Raw genomic sequence first — 20,689 nt, 5'->3', positions numbered from 1 at the left:
CAATAAACTAGTATAATAGGAAAAAGAATGCTAAAGATAATGAGAGAAATAAAATGAGCCATATAATCATGCCTGTACGTTTGGGACAAAAACTGACGGGGCAGGTGATCGATGTTCGCTACAATGGGTTTGGCGTTGTGATGTTGGATGATTATCCTATTCACATGGCCAATGCATTTCTTGATGAAACGGTCACTTTCGAAATTACACAAGTTAACCGAAAGTTTGCCCGCGCTGAAGTGATTTCGGTCGTAGAGCCATCACCAGATCGTGTGGAGACTGGCAAGGATTACCTACTAGATGTTGGGATTGCGCCCTATATTAATTTGCGCTACGAGGCACAATTAAAGTTAAAGCAGTTTCAGGTAGAAAAGTTCTATCGAGCAGCAGGTATTGAGGCGACTATTGCGCCAACGATTGGCATGGAAAACCCAACCCACTATCGTAATAAAACAGTAGTACCTATTAAACGTAATGGGGATAAACTAGTCACTGGCTTCATTAAACGACGGACGCCTGGAGAAATTTTACCTTTGAGTGACTACTATGTGAACGACCCGGTGATTGACCAAACAATTGGGACTGTTCGTGATATTTTAAACGCACACCATGTATCTGTCTTTAGTGATGAGACACAACAAGGTGAGATGCGGTATATTATGGTTCGTCGCGGTTATTATAGTCATGAATTAATGGTTGTTTTGGTTTCGCAAACAGCAACCATTAAGGATGAAGCTGCAATCGCAAATGAAATTGCGGCTGTTGTGCCAGGTATTCGTAGCGTTGTTTTGAATCACAATCCCAGAGCGTTACATTTGTTAATGTCGGGTGATAATCGGACGCTATGGGGGGCAGATGCCATTCACGATACATTGCTTGGCATTGAATTTGAAATTGGACCAAATTCGTTTTATCAAGTAAATCCACAAACAACAGAAGTATTATACGCTTTGGCTGCTAAAAAGGCCGAGTTAAAGCCAACTGATACGGTTATTGATGCCTATTCTGGTATCGGAACGATCGGGTTAACAGTTGCTAGCCAGGTAAAGCAAGTGCTTGGTGTTGAAGTTATTGAACGGGCAGTTATCGATGCACAAAAGAACGTGGCAAATAATCAGGTGAAGAACGCCACCTTTATTACGGCAGACGCGCCTGAACAAATGCATCGGTGGCAACAAGAAGGTCTGCATGCTAATGTTATTTTTGTTGATCCGCCTCGCCGTGGTTTGACCGACGAATTGCTTGATGCAGTAACTGAAATGCGTCCTGACCGTTTTGTTTATGTATCGTGCAATCCAGCTACAATGGCTCGAGATGCTAGGTACTTGATTGACCAAGGATTCCACATAAAAGGGGATGTTCAACCACTGGATCAATTCCCACAAACGGCCCATGTTGAAGTGGTCACAGTTTTTGAACCAAATAATTAAAAAAAGCGGTTGGAACATCAAAAAATGTTCCGACCGCTTTTCTGGTTGATTTTGCCTTGCTCTCTCCAATAATTAATGGCGTTGTACGACTAAGGCGCTACTTTGCGTTAAGACGTCTTGATAATAAGAAACGCTATATGAAGTGTCAGGTAATTTTTCTAAGTAACTTTTAATAGCTAGTAGTGAATCGCTATCTTCACTAAGTAGGCATAATAAGCCATCTGTTTTTAAGACCATCAACAATGACTTAATAGTCGTTTGAACATCAGACACGCTACTTTGCTCATCTAATTGAAAAATGGCTGCGCCAATGGGTTCAGTTGGATCCAAGTAAGCGGGGATATTAGTAAATCCTTTGCTAATTAGGTCGACACGTTCATTTAAACCACTTAAAAATAGGGAAGCTGCGACATCATCGATTTCAGACTTTGAGTCTGAAAAAGCTAGCACCTTGCCGGTATCGCCAACTCGACTAGCTAAGAAGCGGGTGATATCACCATGACGAATGGTTGCATCAATTGCGACGTCGCCAGGGGCTAGATATTCGTTAAGTGATATTTGTACTAGATTTTGAATTGAGCGCATTTTCGAAAACCTCTCGTGTGCGATATTTAAAAATTATTTCTTTAGACATGATTAATAAGAAAGTTCCTAAGCCAAAACCGGCCAGAACATCTGAGAAATAGTGTACACCCAAATAAACACGGCTAACAGGAATAGCAATAACTAATCCTGCAAATAAGGTCATAAAGGCGTAACGGATATTATCTTCAGATTTTAGGTAATAGTGTACCAAAACAATCAATGAACCATATAACAAGATAGCATTCAACGCATGTCCTGATGGGAATGAGTAACCTGATTGTTCGATAACGTGGTAAATCGCTGGTCGTGGTCGGTGAAATAGATGCTTAGATAGTGACATGACTCCTAAACCAAAGACACCAACATTGACAATCATAAATATAGCCACGTCTAATTTACGAATCAATAAGGCAATAATTGCAGTGACAACCATGACGAGTGCTGTCCATTTGGTATTTCCGGCACGTGTAATATTGCGAAAAAACCAAGACCTTTCTGGAGTCAGTGGTTCACGAAGGTAGCGGAACCCAAATTGATCTAGCCAGTCAATATAGCCAAGGTGATATACATAGCCAACCGCCATGACGATAAAAATGATTAATCCAATGCAAGCGGAAGCTATTTGTAGATAATCGAATTTTCTTAGACGCCTCATTTGAATCCCTCCTTCTCAATCATTTCTCATTTAATTAGTTTAGCACAAAATGTTCCGAAAATATGAATAATAATTGATTGGTTTAATCCTTGATGAATATTGAAAGCTCGGTCTTTTTTTGATAAAGTAAGATTATTAAAGTGAGGTTATCAATCATGGCATATCAACACAAATTAGTAGAGAAAAAATGGCAACATTTTTGGGATGAACATCAGACATTTAAAACATCAAATGTTTCTGATAAGGAAAAGTATTTTGCAATGGACATGTTTCCATTTCCTTCTGGCCAAGGGTTACACGTTGGTCACCCAGAAGGTTATACTGCAACAGACATTGTGTCACGTATGAAGCGTATGCAAGGCTATAATGTCTTACATCCGATGGGATTTGATGCTTTTGGTTTGCCAACTGAGGAGTACGCCATTAAAACTGGTGAAGATCCAAGGACAGTGACAGCTAAGAATGTTAAGACATTCCGTCACCAAATGAAATCGCTTGGCTTGTCATATGATTGGTCACGTGAAGTGAACACGACCGATCCAAAATATTATAAGTGGACGCAATGGATTTTTGAGAAATTATACAAAAAAGGTCTTGCTTACGAAGATGAAATCATGGTCAACTGGGCACCAGATTATAATGGTGGAACGGTTGTTTCAAATGAGGAAATCATTGATGGTAAGACTGAACGTGGTGGATATCCAGTTTATCGTGTGCCAATGCGTCAATGGGCACTAAAGATTACTGCATATGCAGATCGTTTGCTTGATGATTTAGACGATGTAGATTGGCCAGATGCAATTAAAGAACAACAACGTCACTGGATTGGACGTTCTGTTGGGGCGTCAGTTACATTTAAGGTGCAAGACTTTGATGACGAGATCGAAGTCTTTACGACACGTGCCGACACTTTGTTTGGTGCAACGTATCTTGTATTGGCACCTGAGCACAAATTGGTTGATTCAATTGTTAGTGCAGGTCAGCAGGCTGCTGTTGACGCCTTTAAGGAAGAAATTGCTTCTAAGTCAGATTTGGAACGTACAGATTTGAACAAAGATAAAGCTGGTGTCTTCACTGGTGCGTATGCCATTAACCCGGTTAATGGTGAAGCATTGCCTATCTGGATTGGTGATTATGTCTTAGCTTCATATGGAACTGGTGCAATTATGGCAGTTGCTGCTCATGATGCACGTGATTATGATTTTGCTAAGAAATATGATTTGCCTATTCGTCCAGTTATTGAAGGTGGCGATGTTACCAAAGAAGCTTACACAGGCGATGGTAAGCACATTAATTCAGGTTTCCTAGATGACTTGGGTAAGGAAGAAGCAATCACAAAGATGATTGATTGGCTGGAAGAGCATGATGCTGGTCAAAAGAAGATCAATTATCGTCTACGTGACTGGATTTTTTCTCGTCAACGTTACTGGGGTGAGCCAATTCCAGTTATTCATTGGGAAGATGGTGAGCAAACACTAGTTCCTGAATCAGAGCTACCATTGCTTTTGCCGGATGTCGATAATATTATGCCTTCTGGTACTGGTGAATCACCATTGGTTAACGTAGAAGACTGGGTCAATGTTGTTGATGAAAATGGTCGTAAGGGTAAACGTGAAACAAACACGATGCCACAATGGGCTGGTTCATCATGGTATTACCTACGTTACATGGATCCACACAATGAAAAGCAAATCGTTTCACCAGAAGCAGAAGCATACTGGCAGAACGTCGACTTGTATATTGGTGGTGCCGAACACGCTGTGCTACATTTGTTGTATGCACGTTTCTGGCATAAGGTATTGTACGATCTAGGCGTTGTGCATACCAAGGAGCCTTTCCAAAAGTTGGCTAACCAAGGTATGATTCTTGGTGAGAACCATGAGAAGATGTCAAAGTCAAAGGGTAATGTTGTTAATCCTGATGATGTGGTTGCAGAATATGGTGCCGATACGTTACGTTTGTACGAAATGTTCATGGGACCTTTGGATCAATCAATTGCTTGGTCTGAAGACGGTCTAGCTGGATCACGTCGTTGGCTCGATCGTGTATGGCGTTTGTTCATTGATGATAATGATAAATTACGTGATCACATTACAACAATCAACGAGCATAAGTTAGATAAAGTTTATAATGAGACTGTTAAGAAGGTCACTGAAGATTATGAGAGCTTGCACTTTAACACAGCAGTCTCTCAAATGATGATCTTTGTTAATGAAGCATATAAGCAAGATAGTTTGCCAGTGGCTTACGTTGAAGGTTTTATCAAGTTGCTTAACCCAATTGCACCTCATATGACTGAAGAGTTGTGGAGCTATTTGCATGCGGATGAATCAATTGCATACGCAGAATGGCCAACTTATGATGAATCAGCATTAGTTGCTGATGAAGTTGAATTGATTCTTCAAGTCAATGGTAAGCTACGTGGTCATGTTACCGTTGCTGCGGATGCTGATCGTGATGCCATCACTGCTGCTGCAAAGCAAAATGAAAATGTCCAAAAGCAACTAGATGGTGCAGAGCCTAAGAAGGTAATCGTTGTGCCCGGTAAGTTGATTAACTTTGTGATATAACAGCAGTGAAGTGTACGAATTAATACAATTAAAATAAGTAATGCTTAGATGCTTTTTATTCTGAGTATACGGAGGCTGGAACATTTTTGTTTCAGCCTCTACTTTTTATAACACTTTTGTAGAGTCGCCCGTTTAGTGTCCTGAACTGCCTAAAGCGTTAGCAAAAAGTCGTTAGAGTGGGTGGAAAACTTTGCGACGGTGCCGTTGTTTAAAACAATGCTCAACACGAATTGATTAATCATTAACCCATTATTTGTAGAAAAACATCTACAAACAATGGGTTTTCTTGTGTATAATAGGTTACTAGGTTGTCATTGGCGCTATAGTTCAACAGGATAGAACAAGGACCTCCTAAGTCTTAGATCACAGTTCGAGTCTGTGTAGCGTCATCGAAATATTAGGAAGGGGAAGTGACATGGCTGACGATAAATCACCCCAATCAAAAAAAGGTTCGTCAACGTCGCCGTTTCGGCGTGACATTAGTTTTGATGAATTAAATCAATTACTTAACGGTAAGAAAATTGATGAAATCTTTGAAGAGCGCGAAGACGAGACATCTGCTGAAAATACAGTAGCAGAAGATGACATTGTTTCTGATCAGCAAGTGACAGAAGTCAAAGTACGGCCGAATGGTGTGTCAACGTTTAAGGTGCATGAAGTGCCAGATACGGTTGCTCCAAAAACGAATACGCCAACACCAACGAGTGATCATGCCACGGATGTCGAAAAAAGGCCGTTTGTTGACCCTAACCCTAAGCAAGAAGTAACAACGAGTGAAGCGGATACGTCAGATAGTCAACCTGAAGAAACAGAGACGGCCGCTAAGTCGCGTATGTTACGTGGCTCAGCTTGGATGACTATTGGTAATCTGACATCTAGATTATTAGGGGCCTTATATATTATTCCGTGGATTGCGATGATTGGGAATGTTTATTATAATCTTGCCAATTCATTGTTCTCACAAGGTTACCAAATATATAGTGTTGCCTTATTAATATCGACAGCTGGATTACCGAATGTGTTAGCCCGGTTAGTCGCAGAGTACAGTGCCTCCAAACAGTTTGATGCTGTTCGGCATGTCTTTCGGCAGGCTATCAATTTAGGAGCGATTCTAGGAATTGTTGTTGGGGCTGTTCTATACTTGTCGGCCGGATTACTATCTCAAGGTGATCCAAACGTCGTACGAGTCATTCACGCTTTGTCAGCTGCGGTAGTTATTATCCCGATCCTGTCGATGTTACGAGGATACGTACAGGGATTCGAATTTATGGGGCTGTCAGCGTGGTCGCAATTTGTTGAACAATTAGTGCGTGTTATCTATATGCTAGCCCTGACCTATTGGATTATGGTTGGGCATCATGGTGATTGGGTCGATGCAACGGTTCAGTCAACATTTGCTGCCTTCTGGGGAGCTTTGGCTGGTATTCTGGTATTGTTACTAGGTATCGTGATGCGCCGTCGGTTCTTTGCAGAACAACGTCGCCATTCTGTTAAAACGCAAAACTTTGATGCTCGTGCTGTCTTGATAAAAATGGCTCGGCAATCGGTACCTGTTATTTTTGCCGGTTCAGCGATTTCACTAGTTCAAGTGTTTGATCAATATACGTTCTTTAGAATTATCCGGGCATTTACGAATATTTCGAATGATGCAATGCAAGCAATGTATGCCCAATTTGCCTTTAATTCTAATAAGTTAGTCATGTTGGTTGTGTCGCTAGCCGTTGGGATGGCAGAAACTGCCTTACCAATGTTAGCACGCGCAAGAGAGCTTGGTAACTTAGAAAATATTGGTCGTCAAATCCAATTTGCTTTAAAGTTACTAGCGTTTGTTATGGTACCAGCAGTTTTGGGGATGGTTGCAATTGCGCGTCCACTTTATATCTTGTTCTACCGGACGTCTGATTTGACGAATGGTACCTTGATTTTGCAATTCGCTAGTTATTCAGCTATTTTCTTGAGCTTGTACATGGTGATATTGGCAATTTATCAAGGGTTGGGTAGATTGCGCTATACAGTTAAATTACTTGTCTTTATATTTGTCATTAAAATTATTTTGCAAGTACCATTAACGATTTGGTTGCAAGGTATGGGACCACTTGTATCAACAACGATTGCGTTCTTGGTCGGTATGGTTGTGGCTATTCGCCACCTATCAAGTCTATATCATATTGATTGGGCATCGTTTAACAATACCTTTATGGTTATCCTGTTCTGGAGTTTGGTGATGTACGTGATTGTCACACCGGTTTCTTATACACTGGGACTATTTATACCAGATACCAAGTTATTCCAGTTATTGAATTTAACAATCGCTGGTATTATTGGTGCCACCATTTATGGTATTGCCGTACTGAAGACACACGTCGGCGAAGCTATCTTAGGTCCACGTGCCGTTTGGATAGCAAAGAAATTGCATTTAAAGTAATCGTGCCATTAGGATAAAGTTGATCTCAATTATTGAGGTCAACTTTTTTTGATTAACTCTGTGGAAAAATATGTGCAAAACTTGCATTTTCTGTGGATAAAAGGTGGAAAAGGTTGGGATTATTCTGTCTTTTTCCACTGGTACGGTCTAATTTAATACAAAATAGAACAAATTTTTCGCTAAACATATCAAAAACTGCATGATGGCAATGGTCGCTTAAGCACCGTTAAGTTTACTTGGGTGTGGAAAACGATATTGTTCAGTTATTTTCCAAAATTTAAGATGGATAGCGTATAATTCAAAGTAATAGAAAATAAGATAAGGAAATGGGTTAACTATGACACGTTCATTTAAAGAATTAACAGAAGAACAGTTTGAGTCATTTGCACAAGCACACCCTGCTGGTAGCTATTTGCAAACAGCAGCACAAGCGCGCTTATTGGCTCGTCGTGGCTGGCAAACAAGCTTGGTTGGCTTGGTTGAAGATAACCAAGTAGTCGCAGCCGCCGTGTTGGGATGGATTCCTGTACGAATGGGTAATCTGTTCCAAATTGATGGTGGGATGCTAATTGACTTTAGTAACCAAGACTTGGTAAAAGATTTTGTTGAAGGTGTGATGGCATTTGCAAAAGAACGTCATGGTTTGTTTTTGCGAATCATGCCGAATGCAATCTATCGTCGCTTTGATGATGAAGGCCAGCAAATTGGTGATACGGAGAACACAGTTATTGATGCTTTGACACGAATTGGTTTTGAGCATACGCCAGCTACTAAGGGATGGACAACCAATTCTTCACCTTCATGGCAATATGTAAAGTCACTACAACCAATTTTGGAAGCGCAAGATACTAAAAAAGCTTTACGATCATCATTAGCGAAAGATGGTAAGTACTATCTGAAGAAGACAGATCAATTTGGTATCCAGGTGCGACGGTTAAGTAAGGCTGACTTACCTGATTTCAAAGCATTAACACAAGATACAGCAAATCGCTTAAACTATCATGATAAGGACTTAGATTTTTATCAAACAGTTTTTGATGAGTATGGGGATGATGCCTATTTTGTTTTTGCAGAAATGAATTTTCCGGCATACATCAAGGGCCAACAACAAGCACGTGATCATTTAGCCGAAGTTGTGGCAAATCTTGATGCAAGAATTGCTGAGAAACCTAACTATAAAAAGTTAAAGCGTCAACGTGCAGAGTATGCTGATCAACATAAGCAACATGAAAAGCGGATTACACAAGCGAAGATGGCTCATGAGCGAGCTGGTAAGGATATTGTCACTATTGCCGGTGCATTGTTCTTAGCCACGGCTAATGAAATGATTTATTTGTACTCAGGTACTTATGATGAGTATAAAAACTTCTACGGACCATATGCTGTCCAAGAATATGCCTTTGAACAAGCATTGAAGCGCCAAATTCCACATTACAATTTTTATGGTATTTCAGGTGTGTTTGATGGTTCCGATGGTGTCTTAGGATTTAAGCAAGGATTTTCTGGCCATGCAGAAGAAAAGGTTGGTTCGTTTGTTCGTCCAATTAATGGTCCAAAATATGCTATCTATCACTTCTTAAAGAAAATCCTAGCCCGTGGGTAGTGAAACAAAAGGTATTTTGGCATGCGTTTATCCGATAAAAGTCACAGGATTATAATTAATATGTGTTAAGTCCAAAAGAGGTTGAGACAAAAAAGTCTCAACCTCTTTTTAGCTGTGATAAGTTTTGTTGCATTCACAATTTTCAATGTCTACTCCATAGCTACTAAATGGACATTACTTGCGCCAGAAATTTTTTGAATTTCCTGCATCAATGCCGTTAAAGTCTGGGTCATTTGGTTGATATCTAATGAAATAACGATACTGGCGACATCGTGAATAGGGACGTTTTGGTTAATCGTTAGCACACTTGCGCCAGATGCAGAAGTTATTTGTAGCACCTGAGCTAATAAGCCACTCTTATCTTCTAGTAGGAACGAGATAATTGCTTTACGGTGACCGATATTTTCGTCAGGTAAAAAGACTAAATCTTTGTATTTGTAGAATGTTCCGCGACTGATACCGACTTTTTTGACCGCTTCACTGACTTGTGTAACAACGCCTTTTTCTAGTAGCTGGCGTGCTTCAATCACTTTACCAAAAGAATCCGGCAAGATTGAACTGTCAACGATATAATACTTCTCCACGGTTTATTACCTCACTTTGTACACCGTTTTTATCAATTTGAACTGGTGAAATTATCCATTGTGGAAACAACGCTTGGGCGTGAACCACTAGGCTATGAGCGGCTTGCTGGTTAGGCATAATTGCCATCAAAGTTGAGCCACTACCGCTAATATACATCGTACCATATTCGCTTTCAGCAAGCTGTTTGGCCTGTTGATATTCTGGAATTAATTTCGCACGATAAGGTTCGTGAATAAGATCCTGACATGTGCGTTGTAACAAGTCAGCATCCCCAGTTTCTAATGCGTGCGTCATCATGGTGCAACGGCTGACCTGATGAATCGTAGTTGCGTAATTCATGGTTGTTGGCAAAACACGCCGTGCCTCATGTGTGCTGATGGGATAGTTTGGCACAAGGGCGACAAATTTTAGATTATCAGAAATCGAATATTGCGCAACTACGGGTTGCTGTTGATCATCTAAAAACGAGACACATAACCCGCCGTAAATCGATGGGGTCACATTGTCAGGGTGTCCTTCCATTTCAACAGCTAGTTTTAACAGATTAGTTGTTGAAATAGCATTATCAAACCAGATGCTGGCAGCTTTGAGACCGGCGACAATACAAACGGCAGAACTGCCTAATCCGCGAGCAACCGGCACTTGACTAGCAATCGTTATTTTGAGATTAGGCATAGGCTCTCGGAGAAATTCACAACCTTTCAGAAATGCTTGGTAGACTAAGTTACGATTATTTTGATAGGCAACGTCACAACCGTTGATTTCTAGGGGTTGATCACTGGTTTCGAAATAGAATTCTGAATACATGGAAACTGCTAGCCCCATACAATCGAAGCCAACGCCGAGGTTTGCGCTAGTAGCAGGCACTTTGATTTTGAACATTAAAAATTACCTCCGCTTGTTTTTTAACGTATGTCTGCATTTTTTCAGATGACAAAATGTTTTTGTGTCGTATTGGTAAATCGTGCAGACGGGCAAGGTTGTCTGGAACAGGTGTATTGGTATAATCTGCTAATCGTTGTATTAAATCGAAGCTATTAGAAGTTTTATCAACATCTGGCAAAATAGCAGGGGCGGTTGTTTCGACAAACTTATAAGGACTGGCTGTTGCTAATAAAATCATCGGCGTTTGATCATGTTTCTGGTAATCACGCATTACATGATAGCCGGCAGCCGTGTGTGGATCCATTAAATAGCCTTGTTCTTCATAAACCTCTTTGATTGCTATTTGAATATCGTGATCACTACTGAATCCGCAGGCAAAGTCTCGTTGCAAATTTTGTAAAAGTTTATCTGAAACTTGATAATGTCCGTTTGTCTCTAGTTGATTCATTAGTTGGTCAATATAAGCGCTATCTAATCCTGATTCGTAATATAGCAAACGTTCTAAATTGCTTGATACTTGGATATCCATACTTGGTGCAACAGTATGTAAGAAGGGGCGCTGTCGATCATAAATACCAGTTTTGAAGAAATCGGTTAATACATTATTAGCATTGGCTACTACAATAAGCTTTTTAATTGGTAAACCGAGTAACTTGGCGTAATAACCAGCCAAAACGTCGCCGAAATTACCAGTAGGAACCGTGAAGTTAACGAAATCACCTTGGGCAATTTCTCCTTGTTTAACTAATTGTTGATAGGCAGAAAAATAGTAGACGACTTGTGGTGCTAAACGACCAACATTGATGGAATTTGCACTAGAGAGATGCAAATCATTGGCTAATGTTTCTTTAAATGTTTCATTGGTAAAGATTTCTTTGACGTGACGTTGAGCGTCATCAAAATTACCAGTGATAGCAGCAACACTAGTATTTTCCCCAGCGGTCGTTAGCATTTGTTTTTCTTGAATATCACTCACGCCACCTTCTGGATAAAAAACCGAAATGCCAACGTTATTGATATTTTTAAAACCTTCTAAGGCTGCCTTGCCAGTATCGCCGCTTGTGGCAGTTAATACGAGACTATGTTCATTTTTCTCTAGGGCTAGCTGCATGAGATGAGGCAGGAGTTGTAACCCAATATCCTTGAAGGCACTGGTTGGACCGTGCCAAAGTTCTAAAACGTGGCAATCGTTGATTGTATGTAAAGGGGTAATTTTAGTGGTATCAAAATTTTGATAGTAGGCGTTGTGAACAGCTTGCGTAAGCTCGGTTGGCGTAAAATCTGGTAACAAAAGATACAAAATGTTTTGTGCAAGCTGTTGATAATCTAACGGTAGTAGTTCAGTTAAATTGATTTTTTCCTGACCGAGGTTGGGGTCAACGAATAATCCATGATCGATAGCCAACCCTTGCTTCACAGCCGTTTTAGCTGAGACTGGTTGCTGGCGACCTCTAGTACTAACAAATCTTCTTTTCATTTGATATCACTCCTTGCCTTTTAGTATTTATCATGATAATTTGTTCATCATAAAAAGACAAGTGTTTATATAAAATAAACATATTTTTGGAGGTGGGTTAGTTTGAATATTGCAATTTTAGGATTTGGTACAGTTGGGACAGGTGTATTTAACATGATTAATCAGGTGCATCGTCTAACCGAAAATCTCCACGTAAAATATGTTTTTGTGAGAGAAAATCAAAAAGATCAATTGGCAGAATCAACTGCAAGTTTTGATGAAATTATTAATGATCCAGAGGTTGAGGTGGTTGTTGAGGTTTTAGGCGGTTTAGAGCCGGCACATCAGTATATTTTAGCGGCGTTACGAAATCATAAACATGTTATTACGGCGAATAAGGCTGTGATTGCTTGTTATTTAGAAGAATTCACGCAAGTTGCTACTGAAAATCAGGTACATTTTTATTTTGAATCAAGTGTGGGTGGTGGTACACCTTGGATTTCAGAAATAGAACGTGCTGTGCGGGTTGATGATATTGACCACATCCAGGGCATTTTCAATGGCACAAGTAATTTTATTCTGGATCGTATGGCTCAGAGTGGGGCTGCATTTGCAGATGTACTTGGTCAAGCACAAGAGCTTGGTTATGCTGAAGCTGACCCAAGTGCGGATGTTGATGGTTGGGACATTGCCAATAAACTATGTATAAGTTGCGATATTGCTTATGATTGTTTTGTGTCACCGAGTCAGGATTTGCCAGTCTTTGGTATTCGAAACATCACAGCGGCAGACATTAATGCCTTTGCTCGCCAGGGATATACAGTGAAATTAATGGGTAAGAGTCGTCAAATAGGGGATGCTTTTGATTATGTTGTCGAGCCCACACTGTATCCTAAGAATACATTTGAAGCGAATACGCGAGAAAACTATAATTTGATTAGCCTGCATGGTGAAACAATCGGCGATTTAAATTTCATTGGTCAAGGAGCGGGGCAGTTACCAACTGCTAATGCTATTATTCAAGATATTTTAGATATTGTGCAACATCGAGATCATTTAAAACGTGGCTTTGAACGACAATTAACATTTCAAGCGAACCTAATGAAAAGTGACTATTTATTGCGATCAACCATTAATTATCAGCAATTATTTAGTAATTATGATGCGCATCAAGTGGGTGATTATGTGCTAGTTCATCAAATCCCAGTTGGCTTGATGCATAGTTTGATGAAAAATATTCAAGAAAAAGATCCGCGTGCTTGGATGGTTAATCTACCTGCTGAATCTCATGAAAGCGCTGTACAGAAAGTTGCCTATAACTGATCTATTTTTAGCACAAAAAGGGTTTGGAACAATTGATTTGTCCCAAACCCTTTTGTGCTAAGAATGCATTAATTATAAGGCTGTAAATTTTATAGCCTAAACGCGTTCCAAAAGTCTGAAGCCTCAGTGTAATGTCATTTACATCATTCCCGTCCTTCGCTTTGCTACGGCCAAAAATGGCAAAAACAACATTACACACCAGCTTCAAAGCGGCTTTTGTCTCGCTCTCTTTTCTATGCACCAGCATGTTATCTGTTTATTTTTTGAAAAATCCGAATCGCCATAGAATCACTGTAATGATCACCATTAAAATGATTGTAATAACTACAGTATATAACCAACCGCCAGATTCATTGGTGAAAGGGAGCGAAACGTTTTGTCCGAAAAATCCCGAAACAATCGTGGGTACGGTGAGGACGATTGATGACACTGTCAGTAGTTTCATTGTCCAATTCAAGTTGGCATTCGCCACATTGTCAAAGGCGTTAGCGACACTTTTTGTGACTTCTTGTGATAGTTTTCCGGTGTCTAATGCCTGCTGCAACTCAACTTGAACGTCATCAATGCGCTCAAGCTGCTTGGTATTTAACTGCTGTTGATCATGGGTTTGTAGTGTTTTCAGAAGCACATTATCCGTCTGTAACGAATTAATCAAGTAAATCAAGTCGGTTTGTAATGACATTAGCTGATTGATTGCGGGTTGGGTTGGCTTTGTTGACTTAATCGTGCTTTGAATAGATAAACGTTTACGATTAATGGTTAAGATTGATTTCATAAATTCGCTAGATAATGATTCTGTCAGATTTAGGATGATATCAATCGGTTGGGTGAATGTTTTTGGAGATAATTTGGTCAACTGATTAATGGCGTAGTCAGTCTCTTTACGGGTAAATATATACAAGGTAGACTGGTCGGTCTTGTAGAGAAAACCCACAGGTTCAGTAGTTGCTCGATTTGATATGGGGGTCACAATGTCAAATATCATTAAATGATAGTGATTGATTTCATCAAATTCCATACGGGCGCTTTCATAAGGGTCAATCGCATAGTTGATCAACTCATTCGGAATACCATGTTGATTAACTAGGGTGACGCGATCGTCAGGAGTCATTTCATCAACATGATATACTGTGCATTTAGAAAATAATTGCTGTTCTTTTATCATCTATCATCGACTCTACTTTCTTCATAGGTATATGTATGTTTTGTTATTATCAGTATAACGAAATAATTAATTGGTGATGGCTTTTTTTGAAAAATTATAAAAAAGCCGTCAATCTTACCAATTGACTGGTAGTTTGACGACTTGAATATTTATTGTTAATTTTTTTAGAATTTTAAGAGATTTGGGTACCAGCGTCTAATGAGTTATCTAATTTGAAAATACTTTCAATATCAATGATGACAAAAGCAGCACGCGGAAACCGTTCAAATAGACTATCCGGTAGTTTTTCCTTAGCTAGGTCATCGTCTTCATGAATATGCACTTGGCCTTCAAAGCGAAAGCCTTTTTGTGCAGAACGATCGGCAACGGCAACAGCGGCACGACCATTCTCAGTTAAGTTATGGAATGCGTGACGGAAGGTATGCTCGAAATAGGCTAAGTGAGTATCGTCCAGAACATGGAGTGATCCCTTAGGACCGACCTTAGGCATACCGTTTTCATCGGCAGTAGCTAAAAAGGGTAACTGTTCGTTAAGCATTTGTTTCATTTCTTCGGTTAATTCAGCCATGTTAAGTCCTCTTTTCAATTATTGCTTACTAATTATAAGGGGATATGCTCAAAAAATCAAATTTATTGGCTTAAATTGGTGGAATGTAAATACTGATAGTTGACTAACGGTATAAAAATCGGTATACTTTAACAGTTATCGATAACAAAATTGGAGGAAATAATTATGGCAACTAGATCACCATATAACACATGGGCCCGTCGTCGTCCAGTTTCACATGACTATTCAAAGAAAGTTCGCGAAGCTGAAGTTGTTAACATTCAACAATGGGCTAAGGGTAAAGCTGAATTAGAATCAAAGTAATTTGATCTATTTAGCGATAGAACCATAAGACTAACGTAGATATACGTTAGTCTTTTTTTTATAGAAATAAGCCAAATTGTTATAATGAAAGTACTACGCAATACATAGATGGAGGTTGGCATGGCAAGTAAATATCCAACAGCGGAATTAGTTGGCGTGGTAATGACGCAAACTAATAGTGGTCAATATGAACCAAAAGAAACACAACTAGATATGAATGCATTTCATAGTTGGCGCATCGGTAAACATACCAAAGGAAAGTTGCAAGAACCCGGCCAATTATTTTTGACGGAAAATAATTTGGTTGTGATGTTAGTTGCAATTAAGCCATTGACGTTTAAAAATCGACATGATGTTACACCGATGGCCCGCTTTTTAACAACCTCAGTGTCTGAGGAAGTGAAAACGCAACTATTAACAATCTATCATGACTAAATTGGTTGCTAGATTAAAGTAATGCTTTTTTAAGATTCTCGCGTTACACTATTAGCTACAGAATGTTTTTTTGTCAATTATAGGGGGAAAATAATAAATATGACAACAGCAGAGTTTGGAGTCGTTGGACTTGCCGTTATGGGTCGTAACTTAGCATTAAATGTTGCTTCACGCGGTTACAAAGTGGCGTTATATAATCGTACATCTGGACGTACGGATGACTTGGTTGAGAAGCATCCTGATTCAGGATTTGTACCTAGCTATTCAATTAAAGAATTTGTGGCATCGATAGAAAAGCCACGCCGAATTTTATTGATGGTAAAGGCTGGTGCTGGAACGGATGCGGTCATTGAGGAATTGCTACCATACTTAGATAAGGGGGATATCCTTATTGATGGTGGTAATACTTTCTTTGAGGATACCATTCGTCGTTCTAATAAATTAGAGAAGTCAGGAATCAACTTCATTGGTATGGGAGTTTCTGGTGGTGAACTAGGTGCACTGCAGGGACCATCAATGATGCCTGGAGGTCAACGTGAAGCGTACGATTTGGTTGAACCAGTCTTGCAAGAAATTGCCGCTAAGGCACCGAAAGATGGTAAGCCAACCGTGACATATATTGGTCCAAATGGTGCCGGTCACTATGTCAAAATGGTGCATAACGGGATTGAATATGGTGATATGCAACTTATCGCCGAATCTTATGACATCTTAAAGCGTGTCTTGAAGCTGGATCAAGATGATTTGGCTACGACGTTTGCGGACTGGAATAAGGGTGAGCTAGATTCGTATTTGATTGAAATTACCGCCGATATTTTGACACGTAATGACGATTTGGGATCTGGTAAGCCAATGGTTGATATGATCTTAGATCGTGCTGGTAACAAAGGGACTGGTAAGTGGTCATCACAATCAGCTTTGGAAGTTGGCGCACCACAATCATTGATAACGGAATCAGTTTATGCCCGTTATATTTCAGCATTAAAGACTGATCGTGTGGCTGCTGCTGATGTGCTAGCCGGACCAGAGTATGAGTTTGACGGTGACATTGTGGCTACCACTGAAGATATCCGTAAGGCGCTTTACTTTGGTAAGGTGATGTCATATGCCCAAGGATTTGACCAATTACGCATGGCATCAGACCATTATGATTGGTCGTTGCCATTTGGTGAATTAGCCCAATTGTGGCGTGCTGGAGCAATTATTCGTGCGCAATTCTTGCAACGCATTACCGATGCTTATGATGAAAAGCCTGAATTACACAACTTGTTGCTAGCACCTTACTTTAAGCAGATTGCGGAGTCATATCAAGTATCTGCTCGTCGTGTGATTGCTTTGGCAACCGCGGCTGGTGTACCAGTGCCATCGTTATCAGCGGCCGTGGCTTATTATGATTCATATCGTTCAGCAGTTTTGCCAGCTAACTTAATTCAAGCACAGCGTGATTACTTCGGTGCCCATACTTATGAACGTGTTGATAAGCCAGCCGGTGAAATGTACCATTATTCATGGTATGACGAGGCCTAAAATAATAATCAATGATAATTGATGTTGTTTTGCAGTTTAAAACATGCTAATATTTGTCTAGCGAAAAAGAAAAACGTACATTAATTGAGGAGAGACCATCAAATGTTTGATTTTATTAATAACAATAATAATAATCGTTTGAACTCAACACAATTAGTGATTGGGCGTTTTTGTAACGCTTAAACTGTGAGAATTTACGAAGCAGTCAACCAATTACTAAATTGGTTGACTGCTTTTTTGTTGATTTTTTTAATTAGGAGAATAGTTATGCCACAGCAAGTTGAATTAAAACGATCAATGGGTATTTGGTCAGGCTTATCGTTAGTTGTTGGAACAGTTATTGGTTCAGGAATCTTCTTTAAACAAGCCGGCGTATTACAAACAGCTGGTTCGTCAACTTTAGGATTATTGGCTTGGTTAACTGGCGGTATTATTACTTTGGCGGCAGGCTTAACGATTGCGGAAATTGGTGCTCGTTTACCCAAGACTGGCGGCTTGTATAGTTATATCGAGTCATTATATGGCCCAGTTGCTGGTTTTTTGACTGGTTGGATGCAGGTAGTCATTTATGCACCAGCCGTGATTGCATCAATTGCCGGCTATGCAGCCTTTTTGACGGCTAATTTTCTTGGGTTACCCACAAGTACGGCAACTTGGATTGCCGTACTCTATGTTGCTTTTATTGCCGGTATTAACCTCTTTGAAAATCGAGTGGCTGCTAGTTTTCAAGTGATTACAACATCAATCAAATTAATTCCAATTGCCATTTTAATTATTTATGGTCTTTTCTTTGGGAAGGTCAACGCATTAGGCCAAACTGTTTCAGACACTGTTTCTCATGGTGGCGGATTTGGTATGGCGATTTTAGCAACTTTGTTTGCCTATGATGGTTGGATTTTACTAGCGAATATCGCTGGTGAATTGAAGAATCCACGCCGTGATTTACCTCGGTCGATTGTTGGCGGAGTGAGTTTAATTGTGGTTGCTTACGTCGGCGTTTCCTTTGGGGTGTATCATGCTTTACCATCTGACCAAATTGTGGCCTTACAAAATAATGCGACATTTGCGGTGGTCCGCACAGCTTTTGGTGACTTTGGTGGCCGTGCATTAAGCATCACGATTATTATTTCTATGCTTGGTACGCTCAATGGTAAAATGATTTCCTTTCCAAGAATGGCTTATGCCATGGCACTGGATGGTTTATTCCCAAAATATTTATCTAAATTAACACCTAAAACGCAAGAGCCAACTAATGCGATTTTGACGGTCTCGTTAATGACGATTACTTTAGCAGTTTTGTACACTAATGGCGTGGATCGTTTATCAGATATTGCAATCTTTACTATTTGGATTTTTTACACGGCAGCCTTCTTTGGTGTCTTTATTTTACGTCACAAAAAACTAGATAAAGATGTTGATCCAGCAACCTTATTTAAAACACCATTGTTCCCAGCGACACCATTGGTGGCAATTATTGGCGCATTATTTGTGATTGGTTCAACTATTATGAATGATTTTTCAGGAGCGGTCATTTCAATTGCCTTAGTACTGATTGGATTACCTGTTTTTTACTATTACCATCATAAACGCGAACAACCGTAATATCAGTATATTGTCACTCTCTATAAAACGCGGTACACTGGCTCTATTAGATTTTGATTAGAGGTAGTGCGATATGACGTGGGTAAGACAAGCAAAGCAGTATGAGGCAGCTTTGATTAATGATTTAAATCAAATTGTTCGAATTCCGTCTGTATTGGATCCAAAAACGCAAACAACACAAACACCTTTTGGGATTGATATGATTCGTGCGTTATCCAAAATGGAGGAATTAGCTAATCGAGACGGTTTTCGTTATGGACGAGTTGATAATATGGTGACATGGATTGAATTTGGACCAGCCGATGCGCCAGAGTCGTTGGGAATTTTAACGCATATTGATGTGGTTCCAGCAGGTGATGGTTGGCTCCGTCAGCCATTCAACCCAGAAGTTTTAGATGGTTTATATTTTGGGCGTGGTGCTGCAGATATGAAGGCCGATTTGATGTCAGCATATTATGCATTGAAGATGCTTGCTGATCAAGGTCGCATTTTGAAGCGCAAAGTACGTTTGATTATTGGTACTGATGAAGAAAACGGGTGGCGGGATATGCCACGTTATCTAGCACAAGAGGGTGAACCAACAATGGGCTTTTCACCGGACGGGGCTTTTGCGGTCGTCAATGGTGAGAAAGCCTTTCAAACCGTACAACTACGTTTTCCAAGTATTTCCGAAGGTCCCTATATTTTGGAACGATTTATATCAGGTAATCGGGCAAATGTTGTGCCTGGGGAAGCGAAAGCTAGAATTAACGTGCCACAGGGGATGTTGATTGCGGCCGACTTCGCTGATTTTTTGGAACAATATCCTTTCTTAGAAGGAAATGTACAACAAGTTAATGAGACGGTTCGGTTAACATTATTTGGTGTGCAAGCTCATGGGGCGTACCCAGCTGATGGTAAAAATGCCGGTACATATTTGGCTCATTTTTTGGAACAATATCCGTTTGGTGGCGATGCGCAAGCATTTTTGAACTTCTTGGGGACAACCATTCACCAAGATATTTATGCTAAGAACCTGGGATTAGCTTATCGTGATCAAGAGATGGGTGCTTTAACGTTGAATATTGGTGTGATGCGTTACAGTCATCGTGGTCAGGGAAGTATATTGCTTAATTTCCGTTATCCACAAGGGGTTAATCTGCAAGCAATTATTACCCAGGTCCAGCGACATATGGGCGAATTAGCGGCTGAGGTCACTAATGTTCAAGCTGGTATGCCACCGCACTTGGTCGCAACTGATGATGAATTAGTAAGCACCTTGTCTGAGGTTTATGCGGCACAAACCGGTCAATACTTACCACCACGGACATCTAATGGTGGTTCATATGCGCGGTTATTGAAAAGAGGCGTTGCCTTCGGTGGTCAATTTCCTGATGTGCAGGTAACTAGCCATCAAGCCAATGAATTTACGCCAGTGGCTAATTTAACGCGATCGATGGCGATTTTTGCAGAGTCAATTTGGCGTTTGTGTCAGTAAAAAATAATTTGATAAATGGCGTTTTGAGCCGGTTGTCACGTAATGGACGCGACATACTGAATTCAAAACGCTTTTTTCTTGCACGTACATTTTCA

At 40.1% G+C, this 20,689-nt stretch carries 17 protein-coding genes and 1 tRNA gene; 11 read left to right on the top strand and 7 right to left on the bottom strand.

Features of this window, described 5'->3' with window-relative positions; translation table 11 throughout:
- Positions 1-53 precede the first annotated feature (53 nt).
- Positions 54-1,430: a 23S rRNA (uracil(1939)-C(5))-methyltransferase RlmD gene (gene rlmD, locus FFM62_RS07735; protein WP_115471426.1), complete on the top strand. Its 1,377-nt coding sequence runs from the start codon at positions 54-56 to the stop codon at positions 1,428-1,430.
- 72 nt (positions 1,431-1,502) lie between these two features.
- On the opposite strand, the gene FFM62_RS07730 is transcribed toward rlmD, so the two are convergent.
- Together FFM62_RS07730 and FFM62_RS07725 are read right to left on the bottom strand one after the other, a co-directional pair.
- Positions 1,503-2,015 carry an rRNA methyltransferase gene (locus FFM62_RS07730; RefSeq protein WP_115471427.1) on the bottom strand — a complete coding sequence of 171 codons (513 nt, stop codon included), beginning with the start codon at positions 2,013-2,015 and terminating at the stop codon, positions 1,503-1,505.
- Complete coding sequence (locus FFM62_RS07725) at positions 1,978-2,670, bottom strand: phosphatase PAP2 family protein (protein ID WP_115471428.1); 693 nt, start codon at positions 2,668-2,670, stop codon at positions 1,978-1,980. Before FFM62_RS07725 ends, FFM62_RS07730 begins: the two co-directional genes overlap by 38 nt.
- Before the next feature lie 155 nt (positions 2,671-2,825).
- Here FFM62_RS07725 and leuS point away from each other — a divergent pair, with 155 nt between their 5' ends.
- The 4 genes from leuS to FFM62_RS07705 all read left to right on the top strand — a co-directional run bounded on the left by leuS (position 2,826) and on the right by FFM62_RS07705 (position 9,268).
- Positions 2,826-5,240 carry a leucine--tRNA ligase gene (leuS, locus tag FFM62_RS07720; protein ID WP_115471429.1) on the top strand — a complete coding sequence of 805 codons (2,415 nt, stop codon included), beginning with the start codon at positions 2,826-2,828 and terminating at the stop codon, positions 5,238-5,240.
- A gap of 316 nt (positions 5,241-5,556) precedes the next feature.
- Positions 5,557-5,629, top strand: a tRNA-Arg gene (locus FFM62_RS07715).
- Between the two features lie 26 nt (positions 5,630-5,655).
- Positions 5,656-7,665: a putative polysaccharide biosynthesis protein gene (locus FFM62_RS07710; RefSeq protein WP_115471430.1), complete on the top strand. Its 2,010-nt coding sequence runs from the start codon at positions 5,656-5,658 to the stop codon at positions 7,663-7,665.
- 337 nt (positions 7,666-8,002) lie between these two features.
- Positions 8,003-9,268, top strand: a complete 1,266-nt coding sequence (locus FFM62_RS07705) for an aminoacyltransferase (RefSeq protein WP_115471431.1) — start codon at positions 8,003-8,005, stop codon at positions 9,266-9,268.
- 149 nt (positions 9,269-9,417) lie between these two features.
- Here the strand turns inward: FFM62_RS07705 and FFM62_RS07700 are convergent, their stop codons facing one another.
- From FFM62_RS07700 to thrC, 3 genes are read right to left on the bottom strand one after another with little or no spacing between them, the layout of a single operon-like run.
- Positions 9,418-9,852 (bottom strand): ACT domain-containing protein, encoded by a 435-nt coding sequence (locus FFM62_RS07700; RefSeq protein WP_115471432.1) that lies wholly within the window; start codon positions 9,850-9,852, stop codon positions 9,418-9,420.
- Positions 9,830-10,735, bottom strand: coding sequence for a homoserine kinase (gene thrB, locus FFM62_RS07695; RefSeq protein ID WP_115471433.1), 906 nt, complete (start codon positions 10,733-10,735; stop codon positions 9,830-9,832). Before thrB ends, FFM62_RS07700 begins: the two co-directional genes overlap by 23 nt.
- Positions 10,707-12,215 carry a threonine synthase gene (gene thrC, locus FFM62_RS07690; RefSeq protein WP_115471434.1) on the bottom strand — a complete coding sequence of 503 codons (1,509 nt, stop codon included), beginning with the start codon at positions 12,213-12,215 and terminating at the stop codon, positions 10,707-10,709. The genes thrB and thrC overlap by 29 nt, the downstream gene beginning before the upstream one ends.
- Positions 12,216-12,317: 102 nt before the next feature.
- On the opposite strand from thrC, the gene FFM62_RS07685 reads away from it, so the two are divergent.
- On the top strand, positions 12,318-13,517 hold the full coding sequence (locus tag FFM62_RS07685; protein WP_115471435.1) for a homoserine dehydrogenase: 1,200 nt from the start codon (positions 12,318-12,320) through the stop codon (positions 13,515-13,517).
- A 256-nt stretch (positions 13,518-13,773) separates the two neighbouring features.
- Here the strand turns inward: FFM62_RS07685 and FFM62_RS07680 are convergent, their stop codons facing one another.
- Both FFM62_RS07680 and FFM62_RS07675 read right to left on the bottom strand, forming a co-directional pair.
- The gene (locus FFM62_RS07680) at positions 13,774-14,682 is read right to left on the bottom strand and encodes a magnesium transporter CorA family protein (protein WP_115471436.1); all 909 of its coding nucleotides are present in this window, start codon (positions 14,680-14,682) and stop codon (positions 13,774-13,776) included.
- A gap of 172 nt (positions 14,683-14,854) precedes the next feature.
- Positions 14,855-15,250, bottom strand: coding sequence for a pyridoxamine 5'-phosphate oxidase family protein (locus tag FFM62_RS07675; protein WP_115471437.1), 396 nt, complete (start codon positions 15,248-15,250; stop codon positions 14,855-14,857).
- 165 nt (positions 15,251-15,415) lie between these two features.
- On the opposite strand from FFM62_RS07675, the gene FFM62_RS10140 reads away from it, so the two are divergent.
- The 5 genes from FFM62_RS10140 to pepV all read left to right on the top strand — a co-directional run bounded on the left by FFM62_RS10140 (position 15,416) and on the right by pepV (position 20,594).
- Positions 15,416-15,553 carry a hypothetical protein gene (locus FFM62_RS10140; RefSeq protein WP_165845925.1) on the top strand — a complete coding sequence of 46 codons (138 nt, stop codon included), beginning with the start codon at positions 15,416-15,418 and terminating at the stop codon, positions 15,551-15,553.
- Positions 15,554-15,673: 120 nt separating this feature from the next.
- Positions 15,674-15,988 (top strand): DUF7671 family protein, encoded by a 315-nt coding sequence (locus FFM62_RS07670; RefSeq protein WP_115471438.1) that lies wholly within the window; start codon positions 15,674-15,676, stop codon positions 15,986-15,988.
- A 99-nt stretch (positions 15,989-16,087) separates the two neighbouring features.
- A complete protein-coding gene (gene gnd / locus FFM62_RS07665) occupies positions 16,088-17,515 on the top strand; it encodes an NADP-dependent phosphogluconate dehydrogenase (RefSeq protein ID WP_115471439.1) in 1,428 nt (475 codons plus the stop codon).
- Between the two features lie 267 nt (positions 17,516-17,782).
- A complete protein-coding gene (locus FFM62_RS07660) occupies positions 17,783-19,117 on the top strand; it encodes an APC family permease (RefSeq protein ID WP_115471440.1) in 1,335 nt (444 codons plus the stop codon).
- 73 nt (positions 19,118-19,190) lie between these two features.
- Positions 19,191-20,594 (top strand): dipeptidase PepV, encoded by a 1,404-nt coding sequence (gene pepV, locus FFM62_RS07655; protein WP_115471441.1) that lies wholly within the window; start codon positions 19,191-19,193, stop codon positions 20,592-20,594.
- Positions 20,595-20,689 lie beyond the last annotated feature (95 nt).

The organism is Weissella thailandensis, assembly GCF_005405465.1.
GTDB lineage: Bacteria > Bacillota > Bacilli > Lactobacillales > Lactobacillaceae > Weissella > Weissella thailandensis.
This window is presented reverse-complemented; position numbering and strand designations above follow the sequence as displayed.

Coding starts and splice junctions, on each gene's coding strand:
- FFM62_RS07670 (WP_115471438.1), top strand. CDS start 15,674: ATGGCAAGTAAATATCCAACAGCGGAATTAGTTGGCGTGGTAATGACG.
- FFM62_RS07730 (WP_115471427.1), bottom strand. CDS start 2,015: ATGCGCTCAATTCAAAATCTAGTACAAATATCACTTAACGAATATCTA.
- FFM62_RS07710 (WP_115471430.1), top strand. CDS start 5,656: ATGGCTGACGATAAATCACCCCAATCAAAAAAAGGTTCGTCAACGTCG.
- thrC (WP_115471434.1), bottom strand. CDS start 12,215: ATGAAAAGAAGATTTGTTAGTACTAGAGGTCGCCAGCAACCAGTCTCA.
- FFM62_RS07660 (WP_115471440.1), top strand. CDS start 17,783: ATGCCACAGCAAGTTGAATTAAAACGATCAATGGGTATTTGGTCAGGC.
- FFM62_RS07725 (WP_115471428.1), bottom strand. CDS start 2,670: ATGAGGCGTCTAAGAAAATTCGATTATCTACAAATAGCTTCCGCTTGC.
- FFM62_RS07680 (WP_115471436.1), bottom strand. CDS start 14,682: ATGATAAAAGAACAGCAATTATTTTCTAAATGCACAGTATATCATGTT.
- pepV (WP_115471441.1), top strand. CDS start 19,191: ATGACGTGGGTAAGACAAGCAAAGCAGTATGAGGCAGCTTTGATTAAT.
- FFM62_RS10140 (WP_165845925.1), top strand. CDS start 15,416: ATGGCAACTAGATCACCATATAACACATGGGCCCGTCGTCGTCCAGTT.
- thrB (WP_115471433.1), bottom strand. CDS start 10,735: ATGTTCAAAATCAAAGTGCCTGCTACTAGCGCAAACCTCGGCGTTGGC.
- leuS (WP_115471429.1), top strand. CDS start 2,826: ATGGCATATCAACACAAATTAGTAGAGAAAAAATGGCAACATTTTTGG.
- rlmD (WP_115471426.1), top strand. CDS start 54: ATGAGCCATATAATCATGCCTGTACGTTTGGGACAAAAACTGACGGGG.
- gnd (WP_115471439.1), top strand. CDS start 16,088: ATGACAACAGCAGAGTTTGGAGTCGTTGGACTTGCCGTTATGGGTCGT.
- FFM62_RS07705 (WP_115471431.1), top strand. CDS start 8,003: ATGACACGTTCATTTAAAGAATTAACAGAAGAACAGTTTGAGTCATTT.
- FFM62_RS07675 (WP_115471437.1), bottom strand. CDS start 15,250: ATGGCTGAATTAACCGAAGAAATGAAACAAATGCTTAACGAACAGTTA.